The 13,007-nt window shown below is 52.4% G+C and carries 23 protein-coding genes; 5 read left to right on the top strand and 18 right to left on the bottom strand.

Features of this window, described 5'->3' with window-relative positions:
• The first annotated feature begins 179 nt into the window (after positions 1 to 179).
• Both RJT68_RS10090 and RJT68_RS10085 read left to right on the top strand, forming a co-directional pair.
• The gene (locus RJT68_RS10090; protein ID WP_407040230.1) at positions 180 to 806 is read left to right on the top strand and encodes a hypothetical protein; all 627 of its coding nucleotides are present in this window, start codon (positions 180 to 182) and stop codon (positions 804 to 806) included.
• A gap of 67 nt (positions 807 to 873) precedes the next feature.
• Complete coding sequence (locus tag RJT68_RS10085) at positions 874 to 1,101, top strand: HalOD1 output domain-containing protein (protein WP_407040229.1); 228 nt, start codon at positions 874 to 876, stop codon at positions 1,099 to 1,101.
• Here the strand turns inward: RJT68_RS10085 and RJT68_RS10080 are convergent.
• The gene (locus RJT68_RS10080; protein ID WP_407040228.1) at positions 1,088 to 1,579 is read right to left on the bottom strand and encodes a hypothetical protein; all 492 of its coding nucleotides are present in this window, start codon (positions 1,577 to 1,579) and stop codon (positions 1,088 to 1,090) included. The genes RJT68_RS10085 and RJT68_RS10080 overlap by 14 nt on opposite strands.
• Positions 1,580 to 2,109: 530 nt before the next feature.
• On the opposite strand from RJT68_RS10080, the gene RJT68_RS10075 reads away from it, so the two are divergent.
• The 3 genes from RJT68_RS10075 (at position 2,110) to RJT68_RS10065 (ending at position 3,683) form a co-directional block, all read left to right on the top strand.
• Positions 2,110 to 2,580: a hypothetical protein gene (locus RJT68_RS10075; protein WP_407040227.1), complete on the top strand. Its 471-nt coding sequence runs from the start codon at positions 2,110 to 2,112 to the stop codon at positions 2,578 to 2,580.
• The gene (locus RJT68_RS10070) at positions 2,577 to 3,017 is read left to right on the top strand and encodes an ERCC4 domain-containing protein (protein WP_407040226.1); all 441 of its coding nucleotides are present in this window, start codon (positions 2,577 to 2,579) and stop codon (positions 3,015 to 3,017) included. The genes RJT68_RS10075 and RJT68_RS10070 overlap by 4 nt, the downstream gene beginning before the upstream one ends.
• 87 nt (positions 3,018 to 3,104) lie before the next feature.
• Entirely contained in the window at positions 3,105 to 3,683 is a 579-nt protein-coding gene (locus RJT68_RS10065; protein ID WP_407040225.1) for a hypothetical protein, read from the top strand.
• Between the two features lie 593 nt (positions 3,684 to 4,276).
• Here RJT68_RS10065 and RJT68_RS10060 read toward each other — a convergent pair.
• From RJT68_RS10060 to RJT68_RS09980, 17 genes are all read right to left on the bottom strand, one after another.
• Positions 4,277 to 4,486 (bottom strand): hypothetical protein, encoded by a 210-nt coding sequence (locus RJT68_RS10060; RefSeq protein ID WP_407040224.1) that lies wholly within the window; start codon positions 4,484 to 4,486, stop codon positions 4,277 to 4,279.
• A gap of 9 nt (positions 4,487 to 4,495) precedes the next feature.
• The gene (locus RJT68_RS10055) at positions 4,496 to 4,783 is read right to left on the bottom strand and encodes a hypothetical protein (RefSeq protein ID WP_407040223.1); all 288 of its coding nucleotides are present in this window, start codon (positions 4,781 to 4,783) and stop codon (positions 4,496 to 4,498) included.
• Between the two features lie 103 nt (positions 4,784 to 4,886).
• Positions 4,887 to 5,024, bottom strand: coding sequence for a hypothetical protein (locus RJT68_RS10050; RefSeq protein WP_407040222.1), 138 nt, complete (start codon positions 5,022 to 5,024; stop codon positions 4,887 to 4,889).
• Positions 5,025 to 5,069: 45 nt separating this feature from the next.
• Positions 5,070 to 6,257: a hypothetical protein gene (locus RJT68_RS10045; protein WP_407040221.1), complete on the bottom strand. Its 1,188-nt coding sequence runs from the start codon at positions 6,255 to 6,257 to the stop codon at positions 5,070 to 5,072.
• 117 nt (positions 6,258 to 6,374) lie between these two features.
• Positions 6,375 to 6,542, bottom strand: a complete 168-nt coding sequence (locus RJT68_RS10040; RefSeq protein WP_407040220.1) for a hypothetical protein — start codon at positions 6,540 to 6,542, stop codon at positions 6,375 to 6,377.
• Positions 6,542 to 6,718 (bottom strand): hypothetical protein, encoded by a 177-nt coding sequence (locus RJT68_RS10035; RefSeq protein WP_407040219.1) that lies wholly within the window; start codon positions 6,716 to 6,718, stop codon positions 6,542 to 6,544. The genes RJT68_RS10040 and RJT68_RS10035 overlap by 1 nt, the downstream gene beginning before the upstream one ends.
• An 81-nt stretch (positions 6,719 to 6,799) precedes the next feature.
• On the bottom strand, positions 6,800 to 7,156 hold the full coding sequence (locus tag RJT68_RS10030; protein ID WP_407040218.1) for a hypothetical protein: 357 nt from the start codon (positions 7,154 to 7,156) through the stop codon (positions 6,800 to 6,802).
• 27 nt (positions 7,157 to 7,183) lie between these two features.
• On the bottom strand, positions 7,184 to 7,789 hold the full coding sequence (locus tag RJT68_RS10025) for a hypothetical protein (protein WP_407040217.1): 606 nt from the start codon (positions 7,787 to 7,789) through the stop codon (positions 7,184 to 7,186).
• 424 nt (positions 7,790 to 8,213) lie between these two features.
• Positions 8,214 to 8,342, bottom strand: coding sequence for a hypothetical protein (locus RJT68_RS10020; protein ID WP_407040216.1), 129 nt, complete (start codon positions 8,340 to 8,342; stop codon positions 8,214 to 8,216).
• A gap of 5 nt (positions 8,343 to 8,347) precedes the next feature.
• Positions 8,348 to 8,515: a hypothetical protein gene (locus RJT68_RS10015; protein WP_407040215.1), complete on the bottom strand. Its 168-nt coding sequence runs from the start codon at positions 8,513 to 8,515 to the stop codon at positions 8,348 to 8,350.
• 107 nt (positions 8,516 to 8,622) lie between these two features.
• Entirely contained in the window at positions 8,623 to 8,922 is a 300-nt protein-coding gene (locus tag RJT68_RS10010) for a hypothetical protein (protein WP_407040214.1), read from the bottom strand.
• A 153-nt stretch (positions 8,923 to 9,075) separates the two neighbouring features.
• Positions 9,076 to 9,441: a hypothetical protein gene (locus RJT68_RS10005; RefSeq protein ID WP_407040213.1), complete on the bottom strand. Its 366-nt coding sequence runs from the start codon at positions 9,439 to 9,441 to the stop codon at positions 9,076 to 9,078.
• A gap of 84 nt (positions 9,442 to 9,525) precedes the next feature.
• Positions 9,526 to 9,915: a hypothetical protein gene (locus RJT68_RS10000; protein WP_407040212.1), complete on the bottom strand. Its 390-nt coding sequence runs from the start codon at positions 9,913 to 9,915 to the stop codon at positions 9,526 to 9,528.
• A gap of 36 nt (positions 9,916 to 9,951) precedes the next feature.
• On the bottom strand, positions 9,952 to 10,251 hold the full coding sequence (locus RJT68_RS09995) for a hypothetical protein (RefSeq protein ID WP_407040211.1): 300 nt from the start codon (positions 10,249 to 10,251) through the stop codon (positions 9,952 to 9,954).
• A gap of 179 nt (positions 10,252 to 10,430) precedes the next feature.
• A complete protein-coding gene (locus RJT68_RS09990) occupies positions 10,431 to 10,568 on the bottom strand; it encodes a hypothetical protein (RefSeq protein WP_407040210.1) in 138 nt (45 codons plus the stop codon).
• A 16-nt stretch (positions 10,569 to 10,584) separates the two neighbouring features.
• A complete protein-coding gene (locus RJT68_RS09985) occupies positions 10,585 to 10,731 on the bottom strand; it encodes a hypothetical protein (RefSeq protein WP_407040209.1) in 147 nt (48 codons plus the stop codon).
• A gap of 95 nt (positions 10,732 to 10,826) precedes the next feature.
• Positions 10,827 to 11,723 carry a hypothetical protein gene (locus tag RJT68_RS09980; RefSeq protein ID WP_407040208.1) on the bottom strand — a complete coding sequence of 299 codons (897 nt, stop codon included), beginning with the start codon at positions 11,721 to 11,723 and terminating at the stop codon, positions 10,827 to 10,829.
• Positions 11,724 to 13,007 lie beyond the last annotated feature (1,284 nt).

Here is a 13,007-nt window from a genome sequence, read left to right as displayed (position 1 = left end):
GAACGAGCAACGCCAGTTGCGTGACTGCCACAACTCCATCTTCCCCTCACTATCATAACAACCCTACCCGTCTTAAGTATTTCTTATAATGTTCCTCCTAGAACTGGATCACCGAGGTAGTAGCATAGCGCGTACTTTCTAAGACAGACTTATGACGCTTGACGCCGTATGGGGTTATCATGGCTGATGAATCATCTCAACCTCACTACCGCCAGAGTACCGGCGAAGAGGATATGGTTAAATGCCCCTACTGTGGCGATCACAAACGCTCGAGGGGCCTGTACCTGCATATCTTCCGATCCAGCGACAAGGATCACGGTGGTCACAAGGACGTGCCGGATACATGGGAAAAGGATAAGGAGAATCTCGAGGTCGTCGGCCAGAAGGAGCTGACGATCAACGTCCCCACGAGCAAGGACTTCGATCACGAGCTGCTCCTCTGCAAATGGTGCGGTGAGCGCTTCAAGGGCACACACGGCCTCTCTGTGCATCTGAGCCGCGTCGACGACTCAATACACCCGGAAGATACAGAAGTCGCTACAAGCGGCCTCAGAATCCCGGCAGGGCCAGATGTAGAAGAAGAGCTAATTGAGGACATTAACGAGGAACACGACCTCGATCTCGATCCTAAAGAGTGGACCGACGAGGCCATCCTGAAACGCTCTGACAGCGCCGTAGACGTATCAGAGGCACCTGACGGGTACATACCTATCCCCGACCTCGTGGAGCTGGCAGCGCACTACGAGAGCCGCGAGAGGGAGCAATGTGCTGAAGAACTTCGATCTCTCATTGAGCTGTACCGCTGATCGTCATCGTCAGATCGACTCTCCCTACCAGAAAAGTATATTACCGAGCCCGTTTTGACTAGTTTCTGTGAAATCTACGAGTTGGGCAATTGGTAGCGACCAGTCTTTACTGGAAGAGATCGTTTACCGCGTTGCTCGCGCCAATGATTGTGAGGTATCCGATCTTCCGATACTGTATGAGACAATAGATGTTGAAGCACTCGAGGCAATCTGCAATTCGGGACCCGTCAAGGTCACGTTCGAATACGCTGAGAATACGATCGTAATTGAAAATGGGATCGTTACGATTCTTTAAGTTCGATCTCCCATAGATCCTCGAAATAGTCCACGTCGTACTTAGCGGAAGGCGACGACCGCTCATCTCGAATCATATCCGCGTACTCCACGATTTTCAGAAAGCCCTCCTTGTCATTGTGTACGCCGTCCTCTAGTCGAGGTAGTACTTCGGTCAGGAGGATTTGGGCTGAGTTGTCGTGGACAATCAGGTACGGCTGTAGAGCCTCCAGAAAGTTTCGTACCCCGTCGCGACTTGATAGTCGCCACTCGAGAGAATCACCCATCTGGTGTATCTTCCCATTCACTCCCTGATCCATCGCCCAACTATCGAGGATGCTCAAAACCTCGGGGTTTTTTCTTCGCAGCCGAATCTCCGGCGTGATTCGATAGCCCAGACGAGAGTCCTTGTTCTTGGTGACGCTCACGGTGATTGCGCTTCCGCTATCAATGATTCCGGCTACGTATGCACCAGCAAGGTCAAATTCGCTTTCGTCCACTACTATCTGATACTTTTTGCGTCATCTTTCCAGTTTCGGATTCGGTATGCCTATTGCTTCCGTGCTAATCATCCTGTTGTAAGATAGACTCTATAAGAAACGCTTATTATGGAAGGGGTAGTAGGGATAATGAGGAGAACAGGGGAGGTAGCACTCCCCGGATCTAATTAGATCGAAAATCGCTCAGAGAAGCCCCCAAGGGCAAGTGAGTGGCTACACTGTATCGGTGTACAGTAGTAGTTACACTAATTAGATCCACTAAATGCTTCCTCCCACTGGTTCCTCTCTCTGGAACCAGTATTTGATTGAGACAGTACTGGGATGGCAGCGTTCCGCAAAACAATAAGTGGAAAACAGGGAGAAGAATCAGGGAGAAAAACCAGAAAGAAGAACCAATAACTGTTTCTTTTTGGTTTCCTCTCTTTGGTTCCTCTCTCTGTCTTCTCTGTCTTCCTCTCCCCGCCTTCCCTGTCCTGTCTGGTTGCTCTCTGGTGTCTCCTCGGTCTGCGATCTGTCTTGATGTGATCTCTATGCCATTTGACGAGTCTGAAGAAGAGCCGATCATCTCACCTGATACTGAAAATGCAACTCATTTCCACTCTGTTGAAGCGCCTGAAAAACACCGGAAGAAGTTCCGGCGACTACACGGCTACAATACTGGTGTTTATAACGGCCAGTGGGCGGATAAGGCTGAGCTGCGCCGTCTCGACAACCTCGCCGTATTCGATGCAGTGTCAAGCCAGCTTGAGCTTACGCCCTTCCAGAAACGCCGTGGACGGCTTCTATTCGATTCGCTCGACCTGAGACGCATCGGATACCGAGCATCGCTTGTAGCGGTCTGTGTGGCCGCCTACGTCTGCCGAGAAGACGGGCGGATGTACCACCCGTATCGGAAGAGCGAGAACAACGACGAGCTGTTCGTCGAGTTCCTCGAGTACCTCGGTGAGCGTCCCACCGTCGCCGCCAAATGCTACAACAAGGTAGCGGGGGCGCTCGAATGAGCGGAGAGTTTACGATCGTCGTCGATACTCGAGAGAAACGACCGTATCGCTTCGACGGGTACAACGTCGTCTCCGAGAAACTCGATACTGGCGACTACTCCGTCGTTGGATACGAGGACGTATTCGCAATTGAGCGTAAGTCGCTATCGGACTTCCTCAAATCGATTACGTGGGATCGAAAGCGCTTCCGACGTGAGATTAAACGAGCTGAGGTGCTGATCGGTTTCATCGTCGTGATCGAAGCTGACGTGCAGACTGTGCTGAACTGGAACTACGATCGACAGGTTCATCCGAACGCCGTAATGGGAACGATCGATAACTGGTCGTCGTATTACAACGTCGACTTCGTGTGGACCGGTGATCGGAACGGGGGTGAGGAAGCGACTCTTGAACATCTCAAGCGGTGGTACGCTGCATACTCAGCGTTGTATGACTAAACAGAGCCAATACTACTCTTCATGTATAGACACGTAATTGGGTGTCAACGGTAGAATTATTTGTTTGAATTGATAAGCCATACGAATATGTCTAAAGATAAAATAGAGATACTCAAATCGGGTTATGAATCCTTTTCAAACACAAACTCGGAACTACAGGTAACCCAGCAGTATTTGAATGGTAAAGCAATTGATCTAATTAAAATCGTTCTTTTAGTTGCAACTCTCATGGCGTCTATCGTCACGTTTTCAGACTTCTACCAATCTGTTTTTTACTTCATTGGAGGGTCAGCGATTTTAATTCTGTCATCTGTCTTCTGCATATTGACCTTCTCACATAATATGACCTATCATGTGGGAGTCTCAGAAGAAGCAAAGGACATGATGTTAGATGAAACAAATGTTGAAAAGCATTATAGGAATCTGCTTATAGCATATAGCAATTGTGTAAGGCAATTCGATGAAAAATATTCCAAAGAAAAGGATTATTTTCAAAGTGGCCTCGAATCAGCGGTGATCGCTATCCTGTTATATTTAATTGGAGCATTAAAATTCATAGCTATTGGGACAATGTACCCGAATTACCCTATTTGGTATGACGTGGTTGTCGTAGGCGGATTCTCTGGATTACTCGCTGTCCGATTATTCCGTCGATTTCAAGAATAGTTATTTTAATTATGGATAAGCCATTATCACCCCATATGTCCGATGATGACGACAGCGGAAATGGGGATGAAGGCTACCCAACAAAACCGATAGACAAAGAGTACGACGACGACGAATAACTCACAAAAATATCAATCTTTTCAAGGTCGAGAGATACGGTTGATATCAGTCCGAACACTCTATGTTCGGGCAGATCCACCAGTTTATACAGAGGATCTCATCTGGAGCAGGGAGGGGTGCGTTCTGCATTCGTCACAATACCGTTCCAGTTTTCTTTGTCTCATTGACTTTTCTTTCCTGCTGTGGGTCATTGTTCACTGCTCCGTACATCTCCGTTCGTTCGAACCCAGTCGAGGCACTCCGAACAGATCCACCCGTTGTGCGGAACCTCGTTACCGCACTGATCATAGTATACACAGGCGTTGTCCGGGTATTCCACGACTCCGGGTAGTGTGGACTGGACAGTAGCGTTCATACACTGCATTTCGACCAACCACACGCCATACAGGTAGCACAGCCACTCTGGAAGGCGAGCGCGTTTGATCCACATTTCGGGCAGCGGTTTCCTTCGCTGAAGGAGGGCGTACTCATCGTCATTGCGTGTCCTCCATCGTGTTCAGCAACTCGAAGACGAGCGCTGTCTTGTCGCCGAAGAGTTCCTCGGCTTCGCCAAACCATTCGGCGATGTAATCTCTTGCTCGGTCGTTCATTCCCACTACCCGAGCCGTGTGATACTCGTCGTAAACTTCAACCAACATGGCGAGGCGTTGCTGCTGCTCGAGAGCGTTTTCCTGTGATTGCATAGCTCTGAATTAGAGTACGTCGTCCAGTCGACGGCGGTTCTCGAGATCGGCGTTCTGATACGCCTCTTCGTAGTTGCCGTCCCACAGCATGTCAAAGAAATACCCGCTGCTGTGGGGCCGACCGGCTTCTGCGTTATCGTCGGCCAGCTGGCCGCTCTTGATCCAGAAGCGAACCTGAGACGCAACATTCGATTCGGGGTACCGCCGAACGAACTCAACAAACATCTCGCTGGCTCCAGCTCGCTCGAGGAGGTTGCCACCTTCCGCGAACTCGGAAGTGAATTTCTGTTCAGTCATGGTAGCAATTTGGGCAGTTTGGGATGCCAGCCCAGACCCGGAGTGGGAGTCGAACCCACAGATGCCTCTACCGGGAGTGTGTGTCAGTTAGAATCCAATCCCCCTATTGCTCGAGAACGATCTCTTCAACAACAGCCCGCTCAACCTCTGGTAGTTCTACCAACTGGCTGGCAGCAAGCTTAGCATCAGACTCGAACCGATACGGTGGAAGAAAGACGCTATCCCCGTCGCTTGTGTCCACGGTAATTGCGTACTTGACGATTTTCATAGAATTTCATGATTCTGTTTAGTTAGCGGTCAGCAAGGAGTCCATGAACTCCTCAAATTGTTCGAACTCTTCTTTTCTATCCTCGAGAGTGATCTCGTACTGTTCGATCTGAGCGAGGTTCCGGGCAATCTCGCGTTCCGAAACCTCGGCGTTCTTCCGCTGCTCGCGTTCGTATGCTGCTTTCACCTCTCCGATCATGCGCTGCGGATTGAACAACAGCTCAACGGCGATACGACTGTACGTCTCGATGGAACCGATTTCGGATGTTCCATTGAAATCGTGCGTCAGAGCCGATGTGAGACCGCTGTGTAGCGTCCAGAAGTTCATGGCCGTACGAGTGCCACCCTCCATTGGAGAGCGGTTACGGGCCGACGTAGCGGCTGCTCGGGCCAGATACCCCGGAAGGCCGAGGTACTGGTAGAAGTCTTCCACGTCGTACGGCTGGTTCAGGAAGTCGATCTCGACCTCGAGCGCTTCCTCGATGATCTCACCGAGTATGTCGCGAAGCGCCGTCATTTGCGTCAGCACGTCTTCCCACCACTCAGCGACCTCGGTCGGTTCGCCAATGTGCTTGCGACTCTTCCGCTCAGTCAGATTCCGCATGGAGTTCTTGCAGAACGTATCCATTGCGTATCCCATCGCGTACATCGAGCAGCTGCCGTCGTACGAGTTCCCGACCGAGAGGCCGACGAAGAGCGGATCGCGGTCGCCCTCGAGATGGAGCTGGCTATCGGGATCTTGGAACATGACTTCACCGTGAACCTGAGCGCCGTTATCATAGACACGGAACTCACCAGCCACATTCCGAATATCGGCGTCGAGGAGCGCTTTAGCGAGCGGGAAGAAGAAATCGAAGTGCGGAACCGCCGCGTACCCATCGGAGTGGGTCGCGTAGGCCATATAGTCGCCATCTTCCTCCGTCAACTCTTCACCGGACAGGGATCGTCGCGCCAATTCTATCGCGGTATCTGGATTGATCGTAGCGTTCGAAAAGCTGATTGGGATCGGCTCGCCTTCTGGATCGTAGGGGTTTCCGACGTAGAGCGGAGCGACCTCGACGGGATCGAGGGCTTGGATAGCACTCGAGAGGGAGTGTTCGGGCTGCTCGTCGAGGCCGTATTTCTTCATGAGGTTGGAATCCATTTCCACGGCGTCGACGCTGGTCAGTCCACTGAAGCGGAGCTTGTAGTCGGTGTTGGTGTTCATATAGGAATTTCTCTGTGTGAACCGCATCGGGCTGCTGTGTTCCCATCGCCCGAAGGCCCCGGCAGTGTCGCGACTCACTGCGTTGACGCTACAGGGCAGAACTATGGAGTTAGAAGATTACCGCCAGCCGTAGACGGCCTTCGAGTACCGGAGCGGCCAGTTGTCGCTCGGGTACATCTTCTTGAGCTTGTCGGGAGTCACGTCGCTGTAGCGCGAGCGGTTATCCCGCAGCGTGACTTCGCCGGGGCGGGCCGGGTTGTGAACGGGCTGCTGCGTCGTCGACATCAGGCAGTCACCTCTTCAACGCCGTTGTCGATCTCGGGAAGCTCGGAGACTTCCATGCCAGTCTCCGGGTCGATTACCATTGCTTCCGGGTCTTCAAACGCCTTCTCGATGAAGAAGGTGATGCTCGTCTCGCGCTCGACACCGTTCTCGAAGGAGAGGATGTAGGATTTGGTCATACGATTCACGGCAGTTCTGGATGCCAGCCAATAGACGGCGGGGGAATCGAACCCCCGTCAACTACCAGCCCGCCTTAGAAATTAGACGAAAGCGCTCTCGATCTGCTCGACTTCGAACGCCACCGCTTCCTCATTCAGCGCATCCTTTATCTGAAGCGCCACCTGCGTCAGATCCGCCGTCTTCATGTCGGTGTGGAACGACTCGACAAGGGTCACTTCCTCACGAACCAGCTCCCCGTCGTTCATCACGTAAGCTCCCTTCGCTGGTAGCGTCGTGGCTCCCCCGAAGAGATTTGAAAGCCGGATCACCACCTCGTCGACCACATCTTCGGCCCCGTCCTTCGTTGTCGGGATGTAGAACCGGACCTTCTTGGACCGGGACATGATGGGTTCATACACGATCGAACCGCCTTCCGCTAACGATGAATCGTAACTCATGTTTGTTAGTCTTAGAAGGTACGTCTTTCAGGCCAGTGAGACAGGGCAGTGTTCGTAACAGAACTCGATCCAATCAGGGGAAGCCATGATTGGCTTCTGCTCAAACTCTGGATCGTTAAACCCACCATTGAGATACCACGCCGCACCGGTCTGGCAAACGATTTCGGTGAAGAGAAGACGGTGAGCGACCGGCGGGTAATACTTCTTCTGGTGGTGCCATTTCTGGAACTCGCCCCAGAATGAGAAGTCAACCCCGTTCTTATAGTGGCCCCAATAGTCGTGAACGCCTCGACCTCGGATGTTCTCCAGCTCGCAAATATCATCGGTGGGTCCGTAATAATTCGGGTGAGATCCACCGCTGAAGATCGCGAGGTGGCCGTTTTCGTCTATATCGTGGCACATCTCGTCATAGGTTAGGTACGGGTCGTCCTCGGTAATCGTCACGTTTCCGCCAAGCTCGAGGTGAAGCTTCGCCCAGAGGACGTCGTTGATCGAAATGATCGCGTCGACCGCTTCTCGGATTTCATCCGTGAGGCCATCGGGTTCGGATTCGACATACTGCTTGCCGATCCGTTCCGCTACTTGCCGCTCGGTCAGCTGGAAGTTAGAAGGTACTACGGTCTTGTGGTACATCGCTAGTCGCCAACCACGATTTAAATCGCGGAAGGCGGATGCCTCGTCGGGTTGCGAACCCCGGTTACGCTCTCGAGGCTGTAACCGGGGAGAATTCTTCTCATTATCAGATTCTCCCGGTTTATTATAAAGCTGCCGGAGGTTTGACTTACGAACTATATCTTACAGAGCATAGCTCAAGTGTCTGTTCTGGTTCGCTTCACGTTCCCGCTCACAATACGGGCACACGTAGCGATAGCCGCTGATGTGGGAATTGTACACTCGAGTCATCTCCATATCGTGTCGACGGCAGGTTCTCATCTGAGGTTCGTAACGATCCGCGTTCTCATAGAGCAGCACCGGGGGCAGGGTGCCGTAGGCATTCCGTTGCTCGTTCCGCCGAACCGCTCACCGCAGCTGTCGCACTTCCACGGAATTGTAGCGCTCATGCAGCACCTCGAGTCTCGCCCCGTCCGAGTCGGCAGTCGGGGCAGTAGTAGCCGATGTAGTTGCGTCCCTTGCTGTACGTCGTGTTGCAGTCGATGCACCGTCCAGTGTCGCGATTTTGGATCATGGCTTTCAGAATATTTTCACTCGAATCACCCGGAAGTCTCCGGGTTCAGTCTCGCTCAGTAGGTCGCGGAACGCCGTCGCTTCATCTCGAGAATCCACCAAATCGGTGTCGCTTGAGGGATTTTTCATGAAATTGCCGGTCGCGCTGTCGATCACTGCGAAGCTGATCTTCATGCACTCACCTCGCCGCCTTCCGCGTTCTCGGTCGATTCAACGCCGTCAAGTCTGGTAATCTGGCTCATGATTTGTACGTCTTATGAAGTATTTCTTACAGTATATACTTATCGGCACTTCGTGAAGTTATGGTAGATCGTCACGATAGGGTAGATCCCGTCGCTGTCCGGTTCCGAAGAGACTACGATCTCGTACCGGAACACCGACCACTCGAGCTTGAACTTCATGTAACCGTCCCGCTTCTCGTCCAGTTCGAGTTCACCCTCCTCGATCGCCTCACGGATGATCCCCTCGTGGACCATCCGCTTGGTATCCTTGTAGCGTTCGTAGGAGTGAGTCGTGTGGCGGTACTTGGAGACGTCGCGGGGTAGTTCTACTTCGGTGTGGGTCTGCTGTGCTACTGCCATAGTTACCACTGCTCGGTTTCTGAGCAGGTTTGGGCTAAAGCCCAAGGGTTCCCATGAGGAATCGAACCTCACTGGTTTACGCAAGCCTGCCAATCAGGTGGGAACCAAGGAATCGAAATACTGCTCAGTGCAGATGGAACAGTTAACGCTTATTCAATCTTCTACACCCCAATTCACGGAAACATCGTCATCATAAAGGTGAATATTGAATATGTCTATACCTTCTTCCTCTTCTGTTATATCAAACTCTTCTTCCCAGAATAAGTCGCCTGACTCGATTTCTACCCGATAGAGATCGCGGCTCAGTTTTACAAGGTCTACGCTTTCATCTGGCTCCAAGGTATAATCGTCGTTGAGAATCTTATCGCCATTTTTCAAAATCGTCACAGACACTTCCTTCTCTCGTCCTGATTGATTCCATAATGTCGCAGTTGTATCAGCATTTGAGGTTGGTATGCTCGAGAAACAACCTGAAAGTCCAACCGCTCCAAATGTGCCAAGAATAGCCCGTCTAAACATACAATACGTCTGCTTCAGGTGAGTAAATATCTTCTGCAAACGCTCAATACGCACACACAGTGAGCGTGCAATCTGGTTAAGGAATTATAGTGAGGCAGTGGACTCCGTCCTACAGAGAGCCTTCTGGAACGTTCTCTCGAGGCTGCCATGGGGGTTCAGCGAAGCCCACCGATTCAGTACCTCGTGTTCGAGGCAGTGATCCTCGGCAGCTCGGATCTGGGCCGATCGCCGTAGTTCGTCGACGGTCAACTCAATCGTGACCTCGGCCTCCGATAATTCCAGCTCCCACCGTCGACCCTCGATCGCGCTAATCCGGTAGTCACCGATCCAGTCGGGATCGAGATAGAAATCCAGATTCGGGTTCGGCATTTCTACGTCGATCTCCTGAGTGACCTCGCCGTGGATCTTGACGGAAGAGCCAGAGTGTCGGTCGGTTTCGATGCAAATCGCTGGTGCAGTGATCTCAAGGTACATTGTTCTGTGTCGTTTGAAGTGTGTCTTACAGGCTATTCAGGGAAGGATAACGCCGAGATCGGATGGAGCGACGAGGATTCCCTCAGTTTCCATCTCGTCGACGAAGCGGATCTCTTCGCGATCGCCGGTCCCGAAGATGTTTGAAACCATCACGGCCAGCTGGTCGTAATCGTAATCCGGGTAGTGAGCCAGCAGGTCGCTGATGACCGTTTCACGGGGCGGAATATCCCACTGGCAGGCTTGGGACGGCTTCCGCATCCGGGGAATTTCATGCTCGGAAGTGATCTGAATGAAGTCGTCGTCGGCGAACAGCTCGGTGAGGTATCGGGGTTTCATGGTTTCAGTAGTAGCCGCCGTGAGCGTTGATCTGGCGAAGCGCCCACTTCTCGCATTCGTAGCAGAGGTACGCATCTTGGCTGTAGGGCAGGTTCAGGAAGTCCCACATTAGCATTCCCTCGTTGTATTTACTCGTCGGTACGTCGTCGGCGTTGCAGCTGGAACAGGTCGTCATAGGTTCAGAGATCGGCGGGATCGTATTCGTCGAGGCCGAGTCCGTACGCCAACTCGTCATCAATTTCAAACTCCGGCTCGAGGCTGTCGCGGTCGTCGTAGACGTTGCTGTCGTTCCAGTCAGGGTCGTAGTGGGTAAACATGGATCTCTCTCAAGTGTTATCCGTGGTTGTACAGGTCTTCGAAGTCGCACTCTTCGCCGAGATCGCGGTTATCCTTTGAAGCTCCGTGGTGTCGTTCGGTTTTGCTCGGCGTTCCGCCAACCTTTGCGTGTCCCGTTTCCTTGTCAGTAAACTGGTATGCCATCTTCTCTCTCGTGGTAGATGCCTCGTTTCATATCATGTTTCAAACTATGAGGCAGGCAGTCGTTTGTATGTCGTTCTAAGTTTGTCTTACAGGGCCTAGAGGCTCGAGATCAGGCTGACTTCAGCGTCGGTCAGAGACTCACCGTTCTTGACCTTCTCAATCAGCGCTCGGATCAGCTCAGCCTTCGCGTCTTCCACCGATTCGCTCTCAGCGTCGTCCGTCTCAGTCTCCGATTCGGGTTCAGGCTCCGATTCTTCGGTGTCGTCCTCGGTTCCGCTAACCGCGCTGATTCTCGATTCGATCGCCTTAACCGCCGTCTTGCGGTTCTTGCCGTTCTTCTCGTCAGTCAGCAGCAGGTTCAGGTCGTCCACGTCGTCGATCTGCTGGAGCTGCTCGCGGATCTCCTCGACGGTGAACTTGTGGATGTTCGTCTCAGTCTCAGTCTCAGTCTCAGGTTCGGGTTCGGGTTCAGCGACCGGCTTCACGGCCTTGCCGAACTCGAAGTCGTTCGCCTCGTCGTTCCATCCCTCGTCGAAGTAGGTCGGTCGACCCAGAGCGCCCTCGATCGTCCACTTCGATCCGTCAGGGTTTCGCGGTAAGAGGATGTAATCCTCGGTTTCGTAATCGATCCCGACGCGCTTCGCATCCTCAGCTGGCAGCACGTAGTAGTTTTCGAAGCACTCGCGTTCTTCGACGGGGAACGCCCTTCGGACCATCGGAAGGGTTCCCGGAAGCTTCGAAGTCTTGCCGTTCTTGCCGCTGTATTCCTTTTTCTTAGCCAGAACCGACTTCAGCAGCGCCTTCAAGTCGTCGCCGTCGTCGTGTTTCGCCACCTTGCTCAGCACGCGACCCATATCGACGTAGCACTCGTATTCAGTGTACGTCTCGATCTGCTCGGGGGTTAGTTCCAGCGAGTTGACGGTCGTTCCGCTAACGGTTTCGGTGTTTTCGTCGGTCGTTTCAACGGTCAGGCTCTCGGTGTTAACTGCCATAGTTCTAATTGGTTGCCACTAACTGCTATCTGCTATTCGTCAGGCGGTTCGTCGAATCAAGAAAGTGGGTTCAAAGTTCCCCACGATGGCCCTGAAGGGCCGTACGGAAAGGTGCGCTTTGCTTTGTGTGGGTTACACATGTCCTTTCAGATAGGTTTTAGCTTTCGCTAACCGGCTTCGAAAACCCTAACATGGTATTCCAATTGACCGTATCTCGTTCGTCCGCCACTACGTGATACTGCTCCTATCCTTTAAGCGCAAACCCCGAAGGATTTGCGGAAGCGGGCGATACCTCGGAGGGTATGCACCACGCAGTGACCTTCGCTTGAGCGAACCCAGAGGCTACCGAAGGTTACGCATAGGTCCGTTAATCGCATGGATCTCCATGAAGAGTCTCCACCGCTACAGGTATTCATGCCCCTATGGGAGTTTTCGACTTACCGCGTTTCCCCGTGAACCCCGTAGCTACCGGAACGCCGCGTTCCGATAACCCACGCTTCATAGCCAGCCATGCTACTACCGTTAAGTCGCTAACGGCGCTCTGAAGGCTCCACGGTCGACTTCTTACGGTCGACCACACGTATCCGCTACGTGTGTGAGGATTAGGGACGTACTTCGATCGATACCCACAGGGCGAATCGATCAGGTATGCGCTTCGACGGTTTCCCTGCCGGTTACGTCGGCTTTTAGGCTGCTACGCCCTCGGTACGATCCAACGCCCCCGTAGGGGCGAAGGCCCTTGTGTGGTGCGTATCTGGCTTGTTAGGCCACTTAGCGATACGCACCCAAATCCCGCGCATACCTTGCGAACGTGGCAACAAAGGGCCACAGCGACTCCCGGTCACTTCGACCGGTTCAACGTCGCTGACTGAGCAAATAAGGGACAAACAAATAAATCTTTTCATTTTTGGTTAATATCGGCCTAGAGGGGCTGAGCCTTCCGCAAACGAGCGAATTGATAGATATGGCAGAGTATCGTTAGCAACTAACTTTCACTGAACTTATCCGCTGAATCTCAAGAGTTTCAGCTGTGTAGTTGACTTATGACCATTGGTTAGAATCTCTGCTTCGTTTTCAGCCAAATTCCGCGAAAATGCGCTCTCGCGACAACTGCGACGAAAGTGCAAGGAACGGTGGTTTGGACCTACTCAAACCCTCGAATTACCTCAACTAACCGCCGTCAACTTCTCGAGCCTTGCGCGATACCTACCAGTAATAATCAGCCGATTGGTATGCTCGAGTGAGTATTAATCTCGAGGGATACACTGTGTGGTTTATTCGTAT

The organism is Halovalidus salilacus, assembly GCF_031852275.1.
Classification (GTDB): Archaea; Halobacteriota; Halobacteria; order Halobacteriales; family Natrialbaceae; genus Halovalidus; species Halovalidus salilacus.
This window is presented reverse-complemented; position numbering and strand designations above follow the sequence as displayed.

Bases quoted from the DNA above. Each gene is read 5' to 3' on its own strand.
- RJT68_RS10060 (WP_407040224.1), bottom strand. From the start codon at position 4,486: ATGCAATCACAGGAAAACGCTCTCGAGCAGCAGCAACGCCTCGCCATG.
- RJT68_RS09995 (WP_407040211.1), bottom strand. From the start codon at position 10,251: ATGAAACCCCGATACCTCACCGAGCTGTTCGCCGACGACGACTTCATT.
- RJT68_RS10065 (WP_407040225.1), top strand. From the start codon at position 3,105: ATGTCTAAAGATAAAATAGAGATACTCAAATCGGGTTATGAATCCTTT.
- RJT68_RS10055 (WP_407040223.1), bottom strand. From the start codon at position 4,783: ATGACTGAACAGAAATTCACTTCCGAGTTCGCGGAAGGTGGCAACCTC.
- RJT68_RS10020 (WP_407040216.1), bottom strand. From the start codon at position 8,342: ATGATCCAAAATCGCGACACTGGACGGTGCATCGACTGCAACACGACG.
- RJT68_RS09985 (WP_407040209.1), bottom strand. From the start codon at position 10,731: ATGGCATACCAGTTTACTGACAAGGAAACGGGACACGCAAAGGTTGGC.
- RJT68_RS10000 (WP_407040212.1), bottom strand. From the start codon at position 9,915: ATGTACCTTGAGATCACTGCACCAGCGATTTGCATCGAAACCGACCGA.
- RJT68_RS10045 (WP_407040221.1), bottom strand. From the start codon at position 6,257: ATGAACACCAACACCGACTACAAGCTCCGCTTCAGTGGACTGACCAGC.
- RJT68_RS10040 (WP_407040220.1), bottom strand. From the start codon at position 6,542: ATGTCGACGACGCAGCAGCCCGTTCACAACCCGGCCCGCCCCGGCGAA.
- RJT68_RS10015 (WP_407040215.1), bottom strand. From the start codon at position 8,515: ATGAAGATCAGCTTCGCAGTGATCGACAGCGCGACCGGCAATTTCATG.
- RJT68_RS10070 (WP_407040226.1), top strand. From the start codon at position 2,577: ATGAGCGGAGAGTTTACGATCGTCGTCGATACTCGAGAGAAACGACCG.
- RJT68_RS10010 (WP_407040214.1), bottom strand. From the start codon at position 8,922: ATGGCAGTAGCACAGCAGACCCACACCGAAGTAGAACTACCCCGCGAC.
- RJT68_RS10035 (WP_407040219.1), bottom strand. From the start codon at position 6,718: ATGACCAAATCCTACATCCTCTCCTTCGAGAACGGTGTCGAGCGCGAG.
- RJT68_RS10090 (WP_407040230.1), top strand. From the start codon at position 180: ATGGCTGATGAATCATCTCAACCTCACTACCGCCAGAGTACCGGCGAA.
- RJT68_RS10075 (WP_407040227.1), top strand. From the start codon at position 2,110: ATGCCATTTGACGAGTCTGAAGAAGAGCCGATCATCTCACCTGATACT.
- RJT68_RS10030 (WP_407040218.1), bottom strand. From the start codon at position 7,156: ATGAGTTACGATTCATCGTTAGCGGAAGGCGGTTCGATCGTGTATGAA.
- RJT68_RS09980 (WP_407040208.1), bottom strand. From the start codon at position 11,723: ATGGCAGTTAACACCGAGAGCCTGACCGTTGAAACGACCGACGAAAAC.
- RJT68_RS10005 (WP_407040213.1), bottom strand. From the start codon at position 9,441: ATGTTTAGACGGGCTATTCTTGGCACATTTGGAGCGGTTGGACTTTCA.
- RJT68_RS09990 (WP_407040210.1), bottom strand. From the start codon at position 10,568: ATGTTTACCCACTACGACCCTGACTGGAACGACAGCAACGTCTACGAC.
- RJT68_RS10025 (WP_407040217.1), bottom strand. From the start codon at position 7,789: ATGTACCACAAGACCGTAGTACCTTCTAACTTCCAGCTGACCGAGCGG.